Annotated in this window: 19 protein-coding genes; 15 read left to right on the forward strand and 4 right to left on the reverse strand. The window is 38.3% G+C overall.

Annotation, left to right across the window (positions count from 1 at the left end):
- Positions 1 to 104 precede the first annotated feature (104 nt).
- The 11 genes from ACTJKC_RS10705 (at position 105) to ACTJKC_RS10755 (ending at position 10,821) form a co-directional block, all read left to right on the forward strand.
- Positions 105 to 482 (forward strand): PEGA domain-containing protein, encoded by a 378-nt coding sequence (locus ACTJKC_RS10705; RefSeq protein ID WP_344852086.1) that lies wholly within the window; start codon positions 105 to 107, stop codon positions 480 to 482.
- Positions 483 to 700: 218 nt separating this feature from the next.
- Positions 701 to 913, forward strand: a complete 213-nt coding sequence (locus tag ACTJKC_RS10710) for a hypothetical protein (protein ID WP_344852085.1) — start codon at positions 701 to 703, stop codon at positions 911 to 913.
- Positions 904 to 1,296, forward strand: coding sequence for a type II toxin-antitoxin system VapC family toxin (locus ACTJKC_RS10715; protein ID WP_344852084.1), 393 nt, complete (start codon positions 904 to 906; stop codon positions 1,294 to 1,296). The genes ACTJKC_RS10710 and ACTJKC_RS10715 overlap by 10 nt, the downstream gene beginning before the upstream one ends.
- 132 nt (positions 1,297 to 1,428) lie before the next feature.
- Positions 1,429 to 1,872: an SPOR domain-containing protein gene (locus tag ACTJKC_RS10720; RefSeq protein WP_440791775.1), complete on the forward strand. Its 444-nt coding sequence runs from the start codon at positions 1,429 to 1,431 to the stop codon at positions 1,870 to 1,872.
- Positions 1,859 to 3,043 carry a M20 metallopeptidase family protein gene (locus ACTJKC_RS10725; protein ID WP_440791777.1) on the forward strand — a complete coding sequence of 395 codons (1,185 nt, stop codon included), beginning with the start codon at positions 1,859 to 1,861 and terminating at the stop codon, positions 3,041 to 3,043. Before ACTJKC_RS10720 ends, ACTJKC_RS10725 begins: the two co-directional genes overlap by 14 nt.
- Positions 3,044 to 3,150: 107 nt before the next feature.
- Positions 3,151 to 4,092, forward strand: coding sequence for a hypothetical protein (locus ACTJKC_RS10730; RefSeq protein WP_344852081.1), 942 nt, complete (start codon positions 3,151 to 3,153; stop codon positions 4,090 to 4,092).
- A gap of 131 nt (positions 4,093 to 4,223) precedes the next feature.
- Positions 4,224 to 5,792: a serine hydrolase gene (locus tag ACTJKC_RS10735; protein WP_440791779.1), complete on the forward strand. Its 1,569-nt coding sequence runs from the start codon at positions 4,224 to 4,226 to the stop codon at positions 5,790 to 5,792.
- Positions 5,793 to 5,869: 77 nt separating this feature from the next.
- Positions 5,870 to 6,469, forward strand: coding sequence for an SGNH/GDSL hydrolase family protein (locus ACTJKC_RS10740; protein WP_440791781.1), 600 nt, complete (start codon positions 5,870 to 5,872; stop codon positions 6,467 to 6,469).
- Between the two features lie 592 nt (positions 6,470 to 7,061).
- Positions 7,062 to 9,044 (forward strand): DNA primase, encoded by a 1,983-nt coding sequence (gene dnaG, locus ACTJKC_RS10745; protein WP_440792241.1) that lies wholly within the window; start codon positions 7,062 to 7,064, stop codon positions 9,042 to 9,044.
- A 351-nt stretch (positions 9,045 to 9,395) separates the two neighbouring features.
- On the forward strand, positions 9,396 to 9,761 hold the full coding sequence (locus ACTJKC_RS10750) for a YraN family protein (RefSeq protein WP_344853123.1): 366 nt from the start codon (positions 9,396 to 9,398) through the stop codon (positions 9,759 to 9,761).
- 16 nt (positions 9,762 to 9,777) lie between these two features.
- A complete protein-coding gene (locus tag ACTJKC_RS10755; RefSeq protein WP_440791784.1) occupies positions 9,778 to 10,821 on the forward strand; it encodes a glutaminyl-peptide cyclotransferase in 1,044 nt (347 codons plus the stop codon).
- Positions 10,822 to 10,954: 133 nt separating this feature from the next.
- Here the strand turns inward: ACTJKC_RS10755 and ACTJKC_RS10760 are convergent, their stop codons facing one another.
- The 3 genes from ACTJKC_RS10760 to ACTJKC_RS10770 all read right to left on the reverse strand — a co-directional run bounded on the left by ACTJKC_RS10760 (position 10,955) and on the right by ACTJKC_RS10770 (position 12,607).
- On the reverse strand, positions 10,955 to 11,485 hold the full coding sequence (locus tag ACTJKC_RS10760; protein ID WP_344853125.1) for a DUF4251 domain-containing protein: 531 nt from the start codon (positions 11,483 to 11,485) through the stop codon (positions 10,955 to 10,957).
- A gap of 98 nt (positions 11,486 to 11,583) precedes the next feature.
- Entirely contained in the window at positions 11,584 to 12,009 is a 426-nt protein-coding gene (locus tag ACTJKC_RS10765; protein ID WP_440791786.1) for a hypothetical protein, read from the reverse strand.
- A gap of 259 nt (positions 12,010 to 12,268) precedes the next feature.
- Entirely contained in the window at positions 12,269 to 12,607 is a 339-nt protein-coding gene (locus ACTJKC_RS10770) for a TfoX/Sxy family protein (RefSeq protein ID WP_440791788.1), read from the reverse strand.
- Positions 12,608 to 12,898: 291 nt separating this feature from the next.
- Here ACTJKC_RS10770 and ACTJKC_RS10775 point away from each other — a divergent pair, with 291 nt between their 5' ends.
- From ACTJKC_RS10775 to ACTJKC_RS10790, 4 genes are all read left to right on the forward strand, one after another.
- Positions 12,899 to 13,507 carry a ribonuclease HII gene (locus ACTJKC_RS10775; RefSeq protein WP_344853128.1) on the forward strand — a complete coding sequence of 203 codons (609 nt, stop codon included), beginning with the start codon at positions 12,899 to 12,901 and terminating at the stop codon, positions 13,505 to 13,507.
- 22 nt (positions 13,508 to 13,529) lie between these two features.
- The gene (locus ACTJKC_RS10780; protein ID WP_440791791.1) at positions 13,530 to 14,732 is read left to right on the forward strand and encodes a glycosyltransferase; all 1,203 of its coding nucleotides are present in this window, start codon (positions 13,530 to 13,532) and stop codon (positions 14,730 to 14,732) included.
- A gap of 308 nt (positions 14,733 to 15,040) precedes the next feature.
- Positions 15,041 to 16,120: a glycine cleavage system aminomethyltransferase GcvT gene (gene gcvT, locus ACTJKC_RS10785; protein WP_440791793.1), complete on the forward strand. Its 1,080-nt coding sequence runs from the start codon at positions 15,041 to 15,043 to the stop codon at positions 16,118 to 16,120.
- An 83-nt stretch (positions 16,121 to 16,203) separates the two neighbouring features.
- Positions 16,204 to 16,920 (forward strand): 2-phosphosulfolactate phosphatase, encoded by a 717-nt coding sequence (locus ACTJKC_RS10790; protein ID WP_440791795.1) that lies wholly within the window; start codon positions 16,204 to 16,206, stop codon positions 16,918 to 16,920.
- A 20-nt stretch (positions 16,921 to 16,940) separates the two neighbouring features.
- Here the strand turns inward: ACTJKC_RS10790 and ACTJKC_RS10795 are convergent, their stop codons facing one another.
- Positions 16,941 to 17,858 carry a hypothetical protein gene (locus ACTJKC_RS10795; protein WP_440791797.1) on the reverse strand — a complete coding sequence of 306 codons (918 nt, stop codon included), beginning with the start codon at positions 17,856 to 17,858 and terminating at the stop codon, positions 16,941 to 16,943.
- Between the last annotated feature and the right edge of the window lie 3 nt (positions 17,859 to 17,861).

Below are 17,861 nucleotides of genomic sequence, written 5' to 3' on the forward strand. Positions count from 1 at the left end.
GCAGGCAGTTTCCTGGTGATAAATAAAATGGAGTCTGGAAACCATAAAAACGGGGCGTAACTGAAAAGCCATAAGAGTAAGAACACACACAAACACACACACAAATGAAAAGAATTTTTAACGTTGCTGCTGTTTCAGCGACATTGCTGCTTTCGAGCTGCGCCACTATTTTTACCGGTACAAAACAAAACGTTCAAATCAATTCCAATCCTCCGGCCGCTACTATCGAAGTAGATGGGGTTAAGGCTGGTGTTACACCTATGGCTGTGCCCTTGAGAAAAGGATTTACCGGGCAAACCATCAGCTTAAAACTCGATGGTTACGAAACCAAAACATTCCAGCCCCAAACCACTTTTAATGCTGTATCTGTGGTAAATGTATTATTTGTTCTTGGATTTGCAGTTGATGCTGCTACAGGCGCAATGATGAAATACGATCCGAAAGTGTACGAATTTACATTAGAACCAAAGAAAGCGAATTAATTAATTTTTTTAGTGGAAATGATTCAAAAGCCAGGTTTCGAAAGGAATCTGGCTTTTTTTTGATCAAAAAGATCTAATGAAGCAGAGTCGTCCTCTCGACCGGAACGCAGTGGAGCGGAGAGATCTAATGAAGTATATTATTTTGTTTTGATAAAAGTAAGGTGAAGCAACAAAACGTATATTGTTGATATCAAGTTATATTTTTAGTATTTTTGAGTATGAGAACTGTAACACTTGATATTTTAAACGATAAAGCATTAGATCTTTTAAAAGATTTAGAATTACTTAAAGTTATTCGTTTGAGAAGAGATTCTGATGTGCAAGATGTATTTGGTAATGATCTAATCTCAAAATACAAAGGGGCGATGCAAAAACAGCCAATTTCTGAAGTTGACGAACAATTAAATAATATACGGAACGAGTGGGAATAAATTATCTTTGGGATACGAACACTGTAATCTATTTCCTTCAAAGGCAATTTACACCAACAGCTGAAAAGTTTATTGATAATATTGTATCAACCAATCAGCCTGCCATTTCTGCGATCACTGAAATTGAACTTCTTTGCTGGAAAACTGCCGCTGAAAACGATTTACTCATATTAAGAAGCTTTATTAAAGATTCTTATGTGTATGAATTAAACCAGGAAATTAAGAATCAAACTGTAGAGGTTCGCAAATCTTACAGCCTAAAATTACCAGATGCAATAATTGCTGCAACAGCTATTGTGAATGAACTTACGCTCATTACAAGAAATGCTAAAGACTTTGAAAAGATACCGCAAATAAAGGTTTCTAATCCTTATTCCCTTTAAGATTTTCTTCCCAAATAATAACGATTTGCTTAACCCATAAAGAATGCCGATTTTTGCAACGATTTCGGCATTCTTGTTGTTAAGAAGAAGTGAGCAGGTTGATCTGCTCTCCAAATGCCAATTATTTTGCTGATGAAAACCACAATTACTTTTATATTCTGTTTGTTTCTTGCCATAACTGCTTTTGCACAAAAAGGTGAAGTAACCGTTATAAAAGATCCTTTAATCGATAGTTTAATTGCCAAACGGCTCGAAGTTTATAAAACTTCAGGTGAGGTAAAACCCGGTAAACCCATTGTTTCTGCATATGGTTACCGGGTGCAGATTTTTTACGGATCAGACCGGCGCGAAGTTTTTAACCAGCAGGCCCGTTTTAAAGGACTATACCCGCAGTTAAATACCTACCTCACTTATAAAGAACCTAATTACTACGTTCGGGTGGGCGATTTTAGAAGCCGCTTGGAGGCACAACGCCTTATTAACGAACTCAGACCATCTTTCCCAACATTGTTTATTTTCAGGGAAAAAATTAATGCACCAAGTTTAGATACCACAACAACCAATGATCAAAAATAAAATACAGGAACTTGCCGCCAACATTTTTAACGATGTAGTAGGCTATCGTCAACATATCCACGCCAACCCGGAATTATCTTTTAAAGAATTCGAAACCTCTTTATTCATCAAGGATAAATTAAAAAAATGGGGCATCGAATATACCGATTGCGCCAATACGGGCGTAGTGGGTTTAATTAAAGGAAATTTACCATCTGATAATGTTATTGCCTTGCGTGCCGATATGGATGCTTTACCTATCCACGAAGCAAACGATAAACCTTACCGTTCTAAAAATCATGGGGTAATGCATGCCTGCGGACATGATGTGCATACTTCTTCTCTTTTAGGAACTGCTTATATCCTAAATCAAATGAAAGATGATTTCGGCGGAACCATTAAACTGATTTTCCAGCCTGCTGAAGAATTGTTACCGGGTGGAGCAAGCATCATGATCAAAGAAGGTGTGCTCGAAAATCCAAAACCACATTATATTGTTGGTCAGCATGTGATGCCGATGATCGATGCCGGTAAAGTAGGTTTCCGTTCAGGCATTTATATGGCTTCTACCGATGAATTATATGTTACCGTAACCGGAAAAGGTGGTCATGGTGCACAGCCTCACCAGAATATCGATCCTGTTGTAATCGCTTCGCACATCATTATTGCCTTGCAGCAAATTGTAAGCCGCAACGCCGATCCACGAATCCCCTCAGTTTTATCTTTTGGTAAAGTAATTGCAAACGGTGCAACCAACATTATCCCGAACGAAGTAAAGATTGAAGGAACATTCAGGACTTTAGATGAAGAATGGAGAGATGAAGCGCATAAACGCATGAAAAAAATGGCCGAAGGCATTGCCGAAAGTATGGGCGGAAGCTGCGATTTTGATATTCACAGTGGATATCCGTTTTTGATTAACGAAGAAAAGTTAACCGCAAACGCAAGGGTCTTTGCCGAAGATTTTTTAGGTAAAGAAAATGTAGTCGATTTAGATATCTGGATGGCGGCTGAAGATTTTTCTTTCTACTCGCAGATAACAGACGCCTGCTTTTATCGTTTAGGCACCGGAAATGCCGCTAAAGACACACAATATTCCGTACATACGCCACGATTTGATGTGGATGAAGATGCCTTGAAAATCTCGACCGGATTGATGGCCTACATCGCTTTAAAACAACTAGGTAATTAGGATGGAAGATGTTGAAAGGTAAGATGGAAAATGGAAGGTTTAAGTTACATCGTCCATTTTCCATCTCACATCATCCATTTTCCATCTTCCATTTTACTATTTCTTCCATGAAAAAATTATTTCTGTATTTACTGTTAATCCCATTCTTTCAACAGGGTTTTACTCAGGAAATCAAGCGTTTCAACCCGGATACGATCAAAACCATTACGCTCGATTCTACCGTAAATATTAAGGCTGAAAAACTGAATGTGGAAACTTTTATCAGGAAGATCATGTACGATACTTCCTTTTATCAGTCGTTCAGGGATATGAAACGTTATACTTTTATTGCCGAGAACAGGATTTACAGTTACGATAAAAAGAACAAGGTTGATGGCAAAATATATCGTAAAATAAGGCATAACAATAGTGGCCCCTACAAAATGGAATACCTGGTAAAACAGGATACCGGGAAAATTTATAAAAAGAACGGTAAATACCAATTGTACACTGTAGAAATGTTCGATTACATTTTTATGAATGCCTACAATACCGATTTCGTGCCAAATGCACCCAAACCAGATGGAAAAGGCGGAACAAACGAAAGTTATAAAGATAAACTGAAAACATTGATTTTTAATCCCGGCCGACCTGTAAAGGTTCCGTTTATTGGAAGTAAAACCGAGATATTTTCGGCCAATATGCGCCAGTATTACGATTATGGTTTCACCAGTGGCACTTATTTAGATTCTATTCCCGTGTACCGTTTTAAAGTTTCGGTAAAACCCGATCTCAGCAGCTGGACAAAAGATGGCATCATGATTAAAGAGCTGGTAACCATTTTTGATAAACGTAATTTTAATATCCTCGGTCGATATGTCGACATGAAATACAGCAATATGCTTTTCGATTTTGATGTACAGATGAATATCGAAATGGGTTATTTTGGTGAAGATAAATTACCAACCAAAATTACCTATCAGGGCAACTGGGATTATCCTTTCAAAAAAGAAGAACGGGCAAGTTTTTTAATTGTGCATAAAGATTACAAACTCGAAAAAGGCAAGTAACATTTAAACTAATGCTTATCGTCACCCTGAATTTATTTCAGGGTTGGTTTGGTAAAGGAAATTTTATCCTTCTGAATAAATATTAATCGAATTCAGGTATTATCTTTAAACGATTATTTAAACCCATAAATATGCAACTCTTTTCTTCGTTAAAATTTAAAATATCCATTACTATATTGCTGTTTTTGGGTATCCAGGTGCATGCACAGGTACTCACTTCAAAACAGATTGATAGTGTAGTCGAAAAAACATTAACCACTTTTAATGTTCCCGGAATCGCCGTTTCTGTAATTAAAGATGGTAAGGTTATTCATTTAAAAGGTTACGGCGTAAGTTCCATCAAAACCAATAAAAAGGTTGATGAAAATACCCTTTTTGGCGTGGCATCCAATACAAAGGCTTTTACTGCGGCTTCTTTAGGTATGCTCGTTGATGAAAAGAAAATCACCTGGGACACCAAAGTAACCGATGTTATTCCTGAATTTAAAATGTACGATGCCTATGTAACCAGCGAGTTTACCATCCGCGATCTGCTTACACACCGCAGTGGTTTAGGTTTGGGTGCCGGCGACTTAATGATCTGGCCCGATTCATCAACCGTTGATAAAAAACAGTTAATCCATAACCTCCGTTATTTAAAACCGGTTTCGTCTTTCCGTACCAAATATGATTACGACAACCTGATGTATATTGTTGCCGGCGAAGTGGTGGCAAGAGTTTCAGGCATTACCTATGAAGATTTTATTGAGACCAGGATCATTAAACCATTGGGCATGACTAAAACTGCTGCTTCCTGGTACCGCTTAAAAGATAAATCGAATGTAATTGATGGTCATGCACCTTACGAAGGTAAATTACTTCCTGTAGGTTTAAGCTTTGGCGAAATTGCCAATGCAGCCGGTGGAATTTATTCTAATGTTACCGATATGAGCAAATGGGTAACAGCTATGATCAATGGTGGCAAATATGGAGAAACCCTGGATAAAAAACTGTTCAGTCCTGCCGTGGCAAGAGAACTTTGGACCCCGCAGACCCTTATTGCAGGTGGTAATCCGGCAGCTTTCAGCAGCTATGGTTTAGGCTGGTTTCTGAGTAACGTGAATGGTAATTTTCAGGCGACCCATACCGGTGGCTTATCTGGAATTGTTACGCAGGTTACCATTTTACCAGAGCTAAAACTCGGTATCATCGTATTAACCAATCAGCAATCGGGTGCTGCTTTTAATGCCATTACCAACTCGATCAAAGATGGCTACCTGGGAATCAAAGGTCAGGATAGAATTAAAGCCTATAACGATAACAGGCTGCGGAACGAAAAACAGGCCGATGAAATGGTTGCGAAAGTTTGGAACGATATTGCTGCTCAGCAAAAATTATCGACCACAAAACCTGATGCTAAAAATTACTACGGCACTTTCCGCGATTCGTGGTTTGGAGAAGTAACCATTAGCGAAGTAAATGGCAAAATGCATTTTCAGGCTAAAAATGCGCCAAAACTGAAAGGTGATATGACCTATTATAAAGGCAATACCTTTATTGTAAAATGGTACGACAGAAGTTTGGATGCCGACGCTTTCGTAAATTTTAGTTTAGATAACAATGCTTCGGCCGATGGTTTTAAAATTGAAGCCATTTCGCCATTAACCGATTTTAGTTTCGATTTTCAGGACCTTGATTTTAAAAAGACCGATAAAAAATAACCTAACCATTATAAACGATGAAAACCCTATTAAAAACAAGTATTTTACTAAGCTTTTGCTTAATTGTGTTAACCTCAATGACATTTAAACCAAAAAGAATTATCTTTTTCGGCGATTCGATTACCCAGCAGGGCGTTTCTAAAAACGGCTATGTAACCCTGATTAAAAAATCGCTCGATTCTACCAAATACGATGTAATAGGTGCAGGTATTGGTGGGAACAAAGTGTACGATCTTTACCTGCGTTTAGAAGATGACGTTTTAAACAAGAAACCCGATTTAGTGGTGATTTATGTGGGAATTAACGATGTTTGGCACAAACAATCATCACACACCGGAACCGATTATGATAAATATTTAAAGTTCTATCAGGCTTTGATCAATAAAATTCAAGGTGTGGGCAGCAAAGTGGTATTGGTAACCCCATCTGTGGTGGGCGAGAAAAAAGACGGTACGAATGAGTTAGATGCCGACCTGAATAAATATGCTGAAGGTATCAGAACATTGGCTGCAAAAAACAACCTTCCTGTATGCGATTTAAGAAAGATTTTTGCCGACTATGAAGCAAAAAATAATCCAGAAGATAAAGAAAAAGGTGTTTTAACCGTTGATAGAGTACACCTGAACGAAACCGGCAATAAATTGGTCGCCGACCAGTTGTTGCCTTTGGTAAAGTAATAGAATTTCTCTGTCGTCATTGCGAACTGAGGCTAGGGATGTGTGGTGGAGTGAAGCAATCTTTCATGCAAGGCGATAATAGATCAAAATAAATAAAAGCAAAAAGATTACTTCCCCGAAAATTCGGGACAAGCTGTCGACTGAAAAAGCCTCCTCGCAATGACGATCTTTGCGACGTCATTGCGAACTGAAGAAGAGGAATGTACGATGGAGTGAAGCAATCTTCCTGCAGGTAACAACAGATTAAAATAAAAATAGCAAAAAAGATTGCTTCGTCGTGCCTCCTCGCAATGACGACTTTGGGCAGTCGAACTGAAGAAGGGGGATTGTGTGGTGGAGCAATCTTTCCAGTTTTGGAATATAGATTGAAAAAATAATAAAAGCATTAAAGGTGCTTCCAAAATTCGGGACAAGCTGTCGGCAGAAAAAGCCTCCTCGAAATGACGATCTTTGCTGCGTCATTGCGAACTGAAGCAAAGGATTGTGTGGTGGAGTGAAGCAATCTTTCCTGCACGGCATTAATAGTTTAAAAATAAAATAGAAAAATAGATTGCTTCGTCGTACCTCCTCGCAATGACGGACAATAATGAGTATGATAAACCGCGAAACAATAGATAAGATAATGGATACCGCCCGTATTGAGGAGGTAGTTGGGGATTTTGTGCACTTAAAAAAACGCGGAACCAGTTTAATTGGTAATTGCCCTTTCCATGGCGAAAAAACACCTTCCTTTCACGTATCCGTAACCAAAGGCATTTACAAATGCTTTGGCTGTGGTAAAGGAGGCGATTCGGTGCGCTTTATTATGGATCATGAAAAATATTCATATCCCGAAGCGCTTAAATTTTTAGCCAATAAATACAATATAGAAGTTGAAGAAACCGAACTTAGTCCGCAGGATGCCGAAGCACAAAGTGCTAAAGAAAGCCTCTATATTGTTTCGCAGTACGCAAGTGCTTTTTTTGTAAAACAGCTTTGGGAAACCGACGAGGGCAGGGGTATTGGCCTAAGTTACTTTAAAGAACGTGGCTTTCGGGAAGATATCCTTAAAAAGTTCGAAGTGGGTTATTCGCCTGATGTTTGGGATGCGTTAACACAAAGCGCTACAAATGCAGGTCATAAATTAGAGTTTTTAGAAGCTACCGGATTATCGATTAAAAACGATAATGGCAAAATTTACGATCGTTTTCGCGGTCGTGTAATGTTTCCTATCCATAACTTTACGGGGAGGATTATTGGTTTTGGTGGCAGAACACTAAAAACCGATAAAAACGTTCCCAAGTACGTAAACTCGCCCGAAAGTGAAATTTACCATAAATCGAATGTGCTTTATGGTTTATTTCATGCCAAAAAAGCCATCCGCGATCTTGATAACTGTTACCTGGCCGAAGGCTATGCCGATGTTCTTTCGGTACACCAGGCCGGAATAGAAAATGTAGTGGCCTCTTCGGGTACTTCCTTAACTGTAGAGCAGATCAAACTAATCGGGCGTTTTACCCAGAATATTACCATTTTATTTGATGGCGATGCTGCGGGTATCAAAGCTTCGCTTCGTGGTTTAGATATGATTCTGGAAGAAGGATTGAACGTAAAAATTGTTTCCTTCCCCGATGGTCACGACCCCGATTCTTACATGCACCACGTTGGTGCCGGGGCCTTTAAAACTTACCTCGAGCAGAACAGAAAAGATTTTATATTATACAAAGCCAATGTGCTGCTTAAAGATGCCGGCAACGATCCCATCAAACGTGCAGGCATTATCCGCGATATTGTAGAAAGTATTGCAAAGATTCCCGATCAGATCAAGGCTTCCGTTTTTATCCGCGAGTGCAGCAGCTTACTCGAAATTGATGAGCATATTTTGTTAGGTGAGCTCAATAAAATGCGCTCAGCAAAGGTTAAGAAAAGCTTCGATAACCATCAACGTGCAAATCCATCATCGAGTCCTAAACCTTATTCCTCTGGTGCGCCGGAGCCACTTGGTCCGCCAGATGATTTATGGGATGATAGCGCTGGTCCTGGGGGCTACGAGCCCGAACCGGTAGAAGAAGAGGAATTTCAGGAGAAAGAGATTATCCGGTTGTTATTAGCTTACGGACATGAATTTGTAAACTGGGACAAGATTGACGACATGTATATCGGTCCGTTTATTTTGCAGAACCTTGCCGATGTTGAATTTGATGATCCGCTTTGTAAAAGGATTATCGATTATTATAAATCGGAAATCGATAACGGACGTTTACCCACATCGAACCATTTTGTTAAACACGAGGATAGGACAATTGCTGATCTGGCCATCACACTTTCCACCTCAGAGTATGCTTTAAGTGAAAATTGGCTAAACAAACACCTGATTTATGTTAAAGATGAATCGATGAATTTAAAAGCCACCATTTTGGGCGGTATTTTTCACCTGAAAAAACGTAAAGTCGAAAAAATATTGCTGAACTTGTTAAAAGAGATTAAAGAAGAAAAGAACGAGGATAACCAGATGATTTTAATGCAGCGTTATGGTGTAATTAAAGGTGTAGAAAGGGAAATTTCAAAGTTCCTGGGCTCTGTTATAGTTAAGTAATGATTGAATTTGAGATTAGAGAATGATTGATTGATTGAATGGTGAAATGGCTGACTGAAAATAATATATTTTGATACCCATCCACTCATTCAAAACTTACTCCTTCGAAATTTATTTATTCACTCATTCAAAACTCAATCATTCATTATGTTAAGTAATGATTGAATTAGAGATTAGAGAATGATTGATTGATTGATTGAATGTTGAAATGGCTGACTGAAAATAATATATTTGGATACCAATCCACTCATTCAAAACTTACTCCTTCGAAATTTAATTATTCACTCATTCAAAACTCAATCATTATTTATTTATTCACTCATTCAAAACTCACTCATTCAATAATTAAATATGGCGCTTCATAACGATTTAGGTAAAGAGGGCGAGAGTATCGCCAAACAATATCTCGAAGATCAGGGTTATGAGGTTTTGGATGAAAACTGGACCCATGGCAAGGCGGAGATCGATTTAATCGTTTACAAAGACGGCATTATGGTTTTCGTGGAAGTGAAAGCCCGCAGCTCAGTTGCTTTTGGCGAACCGGAAGAATTTGTGCACAAAGCAAAGCAAATCCAAATGGAATTGGCAGCTAATGCTTATATTGACATCATGAACCATCAAAATGACATCCGTTTTGATATTATTGCAATTACATTTACAAAAAATAAAAATTATAATTTAAACCATATAGAAGATGCGTTTTGGCCTGAAGATTAACCCCATCAAAAATTTCATGTTTATAGGAGTTGCGCTTGCATTTATAAGTGCTTGTAAAGATACTACAACGACAACCTATAGAAACTTTGTTTCACCAATGATTGGTCTTAACGTACCATCGGGCAACGAATTTGATGTTAAAGTACAGTTTGGAACTGAGCAAAAAGTAGATTCGGTAGTGTACCTGATCGATACCGTTAAAGTGGTTTCGAAAACCGATACCTCAGCAATAAAACTTAGAACTGCTGGTTTAAAATTGGGCAATCACCTGCTAACAGCAAAAATATTCGGCGAAGGGAAATCAGAAGATTTAACCTCAAACATCAATATTCTGGCCGCTCAGGCACCAGCAGAATATACCTATAAAATAATTAAAACTCTGCCTCACGATACCGCTTCTTATGTAGAAGGTTTAGAATACCACGATGGCTTTTTCTACGAAAGTGCAGGCGATTATGGCCATTCCAGCTTACGTAAAGTAGATCCTGCAACTGGTAAAGTCCTGCAGAAAGCAGACCTGGATAAACAATATTTTGGCGAAGGGATCACCATAATTGGCAGCAAAATTATTCAGCTAACCTATCGCGAAAAAGTGGGTTTTGTATATGACAAAGCCACTTTTAAAAAGCTATCAGAGTTTTCGTACACTACAGGCAGAGAGGGCTGGGGACTTGCTTTTGACGGACAGAAAGTATTGAATACTGATGGATCCAACACCATCTTTTTCCTGAATAAGGATACTTACCAAAAAACCGGATCAATTGATGTTTTTGATAACAAAGGAGCTATTCAAAACCTAAACGAGCTGGAAGTGATTGATGGTAAGATTTATGCAAATGTGTACACTACAAATAATATCCTCATCATTAACCCCGAAACAGGTGCTGTAGAAGGCAAGGTTGATTTATCCGGATTGTTACCTGCCGATTATTTCAAAACAGAAGATGCAAAAGCCAATAACGTATTAAATGGAATTGCTTATGATAAAGCAACCAAAAGGCTTTTTGTTGCCGGCAAAAAGTGGCCGCATATTTTCCAGATTGAGCTGGTGAAGAAATAGCAACATTATCGTCATTGCGAGGAGGAACGACGAAGCAATCTTAAAACGATCGCTATAATCCATATTTTAAAGATTGCTTCGTCGGCTGAAAAAGCCTTCTCGCAATGACGAGTTTCGGAGCTGGATTGTTCTATTAATCCTTTTTCTTCGGTTCATTTAAATAACCGTTAAAAATTATTGGTTGTTTATTTACACTGCTGGCCGTTAACTGCGCATAGCCATTGGTAGAGATATTGATGGTAAACCGGTAGTTTTCCCTTTTTACATCCTTTGTATTAATCTGGATGGTATAAGCTCCTTTTTTATTCTTCGATTCCGTATAAGTAAAATCTTTCGAGGTAAATTTAATTCCGCCCTCACTTGGATCTAAAGGTGCAGAATACGATCTTCCATAATAAGGCAAAAAGGCTATTACACTATCTTTCGTTACCCTTACGTCGTATTGAGAACCTGTGAGGTTGATTGTAGAACCGCCTTGTCCTCCAGGCATCATATTTAACACCCGGCTAATATCATTATTGGCCATAGGCATGGCGGTATTGGCAACAAAAGTATAATTCTTGTCTGCTACAATTTTTACTGTAGTTTCTTTATTGGTTTGGGCAAAAGATTGAACCCCGATCGAAAGAAAGGCAAAGCTCAATATTAAATTTAAACGTTTCATAATGTGTGTTTTAAATGTGTAACAATTTAAAGATGCACAGATTTGAAAGATTCCATAATAGTGCCAAAAATGGAATGTAGCGTAAATTTAATGATATATTATGGATTTACTTTTTCCGAATAAACTGATTTATACAAAGTGTTGCTTTTTTCATCTTCAGAAGCTCCTGTAGCCGTAAACTTATAATTTCCGGCGGGTATATTTTGGAGTTCTATTTCGCCGTTTTCATTCGTTATCAGTATAATTGGATTTCCGCCCTGTTTTTTCCCTCCCTTAAGTATTACACCAGCAATTGGCGAACCTGCCACCCTCGAATTTGGATTGGTAGATGGAACAGAAACCACAAATTTATAATTTCCTGTAGCCATGTTGTTAAATTCTATTTCACCATTTTCGTTAGTAATAAAAGTAATTAAATCTCCTGTATTTTTGCTGCCTTTAACCACAATGCCGCTAATTGCTTGTCCGGCTGTAAAATTAATATCTCCGGTTGCTGCATCCAGTTTACCCTTAATCGATTTCATAATGCAGGGAAAATGAGATTCAGGATAATTCAATTTGCAATAATTGCAGTAGTGCCCATCAGACGTTTTAGTTTTTGATTGTATAGCTAATTGTTGAGTTTCTGTTAATGTGGTAGTTTTAACCTGAGCCAGAACAATAAAAGAAGTAAATAGCAGAAATGCTGCTATAACAGCCTTTTTTTTCATAAAATTTGATTAGAAGTTTAAAATTAGTCAAAAAATATGGCTCCTGCCAGTTTTTTTACCTTGCCAGAGGGTTTTATTTCTTTTTTGATGCTTTTGCAAAAGGATTAAAGGCCAGGGCAAGCTTAACCCAAAAATCGAGTTCGTCATTACGGCTTAGTACATCCTCCGAAACCGAAATATAACCCTTCATTGGTCTGCTGCCCATTACCATCTGTTCCCAGCCATCCTTATCTGATAAATTTTCCAGTTCATTTGGATCCAGTCGCAACATCATGCCGTCTTTAGATACACCAATACACATTTTGCCGTTCACCATAAAAACGAGGCCACTAAACATTTCTTTTTCCTCTACATCTTTTATGTGCATTAAACGTTCGGCTACCCTGAGGGCAAGGGTTTCGTTGTATTTCATGGTTTTAAATTCTTGTTTAACATGAATTGGATAATTAATATTTCATATAGACAGTTTGCAACAGTTTTTTTCATTGAGGCGGTCGTCACCCTGAATTTATTTCAGGGTCTTTCACGCTAAAAAGATGCTGATCCCGATGTGAAAATCGGGACAGTATGACGATTCGATCTGGACCAGGCGCTTCTACAACCATTCTCATTATAACTCCAGGCAATTTATCCTAAAATTAATGTTTAAAAGATGTTGAACAAAATAATTTCCTTAGTAGCTCTATTTCAGTAAATTTGCAATATGTTGTTAAACTGCTATCAGGAAGAATTATTAGAGGCCGGATGTGATGAAGCTGGAAGAGGTTGCCTTGCCGGGCCTGTTTTTGCAGCTGCGGTAATTTTGCCAAAGGGTTTCGTGCTTGAAGGATTAAACGATTCCAAACAGTTATCACACGATCAAAGGGCTTTATTAAGGCCAATTATCGAACAGGAAGCTTTAGCCTGGGCCGTAGCCTCCTGCGATCATGAAGAAATAGACCGCATCAACATATTAAATGCTTCCTTTTTAGCCATGCACCGCGCAATCGAAAAGCTGCATACCCAGCCTCAATACCTCGTTATTGACGGAAACCGTTTTAAAACCTATCCGCAGATTCCGCATAGCTGTATTGTTAAAGGCGATGGGAAATATTTAAACATTGCTGCGGCTTCGATACTGGCCAAAACGCATCGCGATGAATACATGACCAACCTGCATATCGATTATCCGCATTATAACTGGCAACAGAACAAAGGCTATCCAACCATTGCGCATCGTAAAGCAGTGATTGAGATCGGATTATCACCTTTTCACCGCAAAACTTTTAATGTTAGCGATCCGCAGTTAGAACTGTTTTCAAAAAACGCCTAAAATTTCGTAATTTCACAACATTGTGAAAATTCTGTTAATTACTAAGCGGATTCCCTTTCCGCCAAATAGCGGTTATCCCATTGTGGTTTACAATACCATAAAAGGTTTGCTGCAACTTGGTGCAGATATCACTTTGTTTAGTCTTAACCCCACAAAAGGAAGGATCGATATTGAAGACATTTACGACCCCATTTTTGAACAGATTAAATACCATACCTACGATTTAGATACCGAAGTAAATGTATGGTCGGCATTTTTTAACATTTTTACCAATGAATCTTATAATGTATCACGCTATTACAGTGAGGATGCTGCGCGGCAATTAGAAAACCTGTTGCGCGAAAATGCTTTTGATATTATCCAGTTCGAAGGGCTTTTTGTAGTGCCATATCTGGATGTGGTGAAGGCAAACAGCAATGCCAAGTTAATTTACAGGGCCCATAATATCGAATTTACCCTTTGGGAACGACTTTCCCATTCAGAAAAATTTCTCGTTCGCCGTAAATACCTCGCATTTTTAGCTCAAAGGCTTAAAGCTTACGAAACCGATCAGATTAACCGTTTCCACCAGATTTTCGCCATTAGCGAGCCCGACCGGCAAAGTATATTGCGCTTCGGCTGTGAAGTACCAATGTCCGTTTTTCCCGTTGCTATTGATTTAGAGAAATATAAAGTAGATAAAACCAAAACCAGTTTCCCTACACTTTTTCATTTAGGAGCAATGGATTGGCGGCCCAATCAGGAGGGTTTAGAATGGTTTCTGGATGATATCTGGCCTGATATCGAAAAGCTGAATAAAGACCTCCGTTTTTATATTGCCGGAAAAAACATGCAGAAACATTTTTTCGAATATGATTCCGAAAATCTGATTGTGGAAGGAGAGGTTTTTGATGCGGTAGAGTTTATGAATTCGAAAGCCATTATGATTGTACCTTTAATTTCGGGTACAGGTATGAGGGTTAAAATTATTGAAGGCATGGCCATGAAAAAATGCATCATTGCCACCACTACTGCTGCCGAAGGGATTAATTGCAGGCATGGACATGATATTTTAATTGCCGATTCGGCGGATGAATTTTACCGTTCAATTTTGCAGTGCATCATTAACCCAAAACGCTGGATGGAAATCGGTGAGAATGCCCGTAAAACCGTTGAGAATGATCACGGCGTTCATTTAATCTCCGGTAAAATGTTAAAGATTTACGAGGAATTGGTGAGCGCGTAGCTAATAACACGATCGTCATCTCGACTGAAGCGCAGCGGAACGGAGAGATCTATTTCAAGATAGATTAGCTTCGCTGAGCACTTACGTGGTTCTCGACTGCGTTGCATTCCGCCCGAAATGATGATTTTTTGCTTGTGGATAAAGTGAAAATCTATTGAAAACTCATTAAAATTAAGCCAGAATTTCGCCTTTTTCTTAGTAGTTTTGCCCCGCAGAAGAATAAACTCAAAATACTTCATAATTTGCAGCTTAATAAGTGCATAAACAAATTAAAACTGCTTTATTATCATAAAAAATAATATTCACGGATGAAAAATACCGCATTAACAGAAAAACACATCGCTTTAGGCGCTAAAATGGTTCCATTTGCAGGTTATAATATGCCTGTTACTTACGAGGGTATTAATGCTGAACATGCAACTGTTCGCAATGGTGTAGGTGTTTTTGATGTGAGCCACATGGGCGAATTTATCCTGAAAGGCGAAAATGCGCTAGACTTAATCCAACGTGTAACCAGTAATGATGCCTCTAAATTATACGATGGAAAAGTTCAGTATTCTTGTTTGCCAAATCAGGATGGTGGAATTGTAGATGATCTTTTGGTTTATAAAATTGATGATAAAACCTATATGTTGGTGGTAAATGCATCAAATATTGAGAAAGACTGGAACTGGATCCAAAAGTTTAATACCGAAGAGGTAGAAATGCACAATATTTCTGATCAGACTTCTTTGTTGGCTATTCAGGGCCCAAAAGCCGCAGATGCATTGCAAAGCCTGACTGATGTTAACCTGGCATCGATGGAATATTATACTTTCGTTAAAGGTACTTTTGCAGGTATTGATAATGTGGTGATTTCTGCAACAGGTTATACCGGAGCCGGCGGTTTTGAGATTTATTTCGAAAATCAATATGCAGATCAGATCTGGGATGCCATTTTTGAAGCTGGTGCGCCTTATAACATTCAGCCAATTGGTTTAGGTGCGCGTGATACTTTACGTTTAGAAATGGGTTTCTGTTTATACGGAAATGATATTGATGATACCACATCGCCAATTGAAGCAGGCTTAGGCTGGATTACCAAGTTTTCTAAAACTTTTACCAATTCTGAAGCATTACTGGCGCAAAAAGAAGCTGGTATCCAAAAAAAACTGGTTGGTTTCGAAATGATCGATCGTGGTATTCCACGTCACGATTACCAGATTGCTGATGCTGAAGGCAATATTATCGGTAAAGTAACTTCTGGTACACAGGCTCCATCATTGCAAAAAGCAATCGGTATGGGCTACATCGCAAAAGATTTTACTAAAGAAGGTACAGAAGTTTTTATCCTCATCCGTAACACGCCGATCAAAGCAAAAGTGGTTAAGTTTCCTTTTTATAAATAGGATTTGAGAAAATAGATATGAGATTTGAGACGGTTAGGTCGCCAAATCTCATATCTCATATCTCAATACTCAAATCTCCTCAAATGTCAAAAAAAATAGAAGTTTGTTTAACGCCAGCATTGATCGGTTTATACGATATAGAAGAAAGCATTGTGGTGGTGATCGATATTTTACGAGCTACATCATCTATTACCTATGGGATAGATAATGGTGCTGAAGCCATTATTCCGGTAGCTAATGTAGAAGATTGTTTAAATTATCGCGACAGCGGATTCTTGCTTGCAGCAGAAAGAAACGGAGAGGTGGTAACAGGATATGACTTTGGTAATTCGCCTTTCTCCTATACTAAAGAAAAAGTTGGCGGCAAAACAGTTGTCCTTACTACTACTAACGGAACCAAAGCTTTGCATTTAGCACAAAAAAGGGCTTATCAGGTAGTTATCGGATCATTTCTTAATTTAGACTCACTTTGTTCTTATTTGAAAAGCGAAGATAAAAATGTGCTTTTATTGTGTGCCGGCTGGAAAGATCAGTTCAATTTAGAAGATACCTTATTTGCCGGAGCAGTAGTAAATAAACTCCGTCAGAATTTTGAACATTTTGATGATTCCAGCGTAGCTGCTGAAGATTTATACCTTTTAGCTAAAGATGATCTGCGGAAATACCTGCACAAATCATCACATAGTCACCGTTTGGCTCAATTGAATATCGAAGAAGATGTGGTTTTTTGCCTACAATTAAATGTTTGCGAAGCTATTCCTGTTTTAGAAGGTGAACGTCTGGTTGCTTTAAAAAAATAAAGAGCGCTATAATCCTCTTTTTAAAAGCTAAACTTTAGCCCCAGAAACACTGCATTTTTTCTAAAATTTGCACCATTAAACTGGGTTTCTTCAGTATTACGGTTATTAAAATAAGCTTTATCTACTCCTGAATAAGTATTGATGTTATTGATTTTATAATCAGCATCTACCCTTAAATTTTTAGTCAACGGTACCGATAAGTTAACACCGCCACTTAATGCAAATGAGTTGGCCTTGTGCGTAAAACTTACAGGTTTGGCAAAATCGGGGATTAAATTCCAGTTGGCCTTGGCAGAATAAGTGTAAAATCCTCCTAAAACCGTGGCACCAATGCTAAATGCATCTGTTTTAAAAACAAACGTCCCTCCGAAATCGAAACCTTTATACCTGGCCTCATAAGTAGAGTTTAGGCCGTTGCTTTCAGGGTTACTAGCACTTTCCAAAAGGTGAAATTTTTGCTGGTTATACGAAACCCCAATAACCGGATTAATGTTGAATTTTCCTGTTTTAAAAAGTTGATAATCAATCTGTAAATCAGTATTATACAAATAGCCTTTGTTGGCATTGAGCAGATCAAAATAAAATGCGCCTTGTCTGTCATCATCTGCATAATCGGTATCCTCAGCATCGCCTTTAGTGATATTACTGTATTGATTAGCAATTTTTACACTTAGTTTGCTGGTAATATAGTACTTGATATCTAAACCGTAGCCAGGCCCTTTAAGGTCTTTCCAGATCAGCTCTGATAGTATATTTGGATTTGTACCTGAGGAATTACCCGCAATGGACCAATCAAATCTGGATTGCTGAAAGCCAACATAAGGCTTTATTTCCCATTTATGCGGAGCATCCTGTGCAGATGAAGTTTTGTAAAATAAAATCAGAATTAAACAGGTTAAGCAATATTTAAAAGAGAAAATCCGCAAGGTGATCTGCATATT

The sequence above is a fragment of the Pedobacter sp. 22226 genome (assembly GCF_052045455.1).
GTDB lineage: Bacteria > Bacteroidota > Bacteroidia > Sphingobacteriales > Sphingobacteriaceae > Pedobacter > Pedobacter jeongneungensis.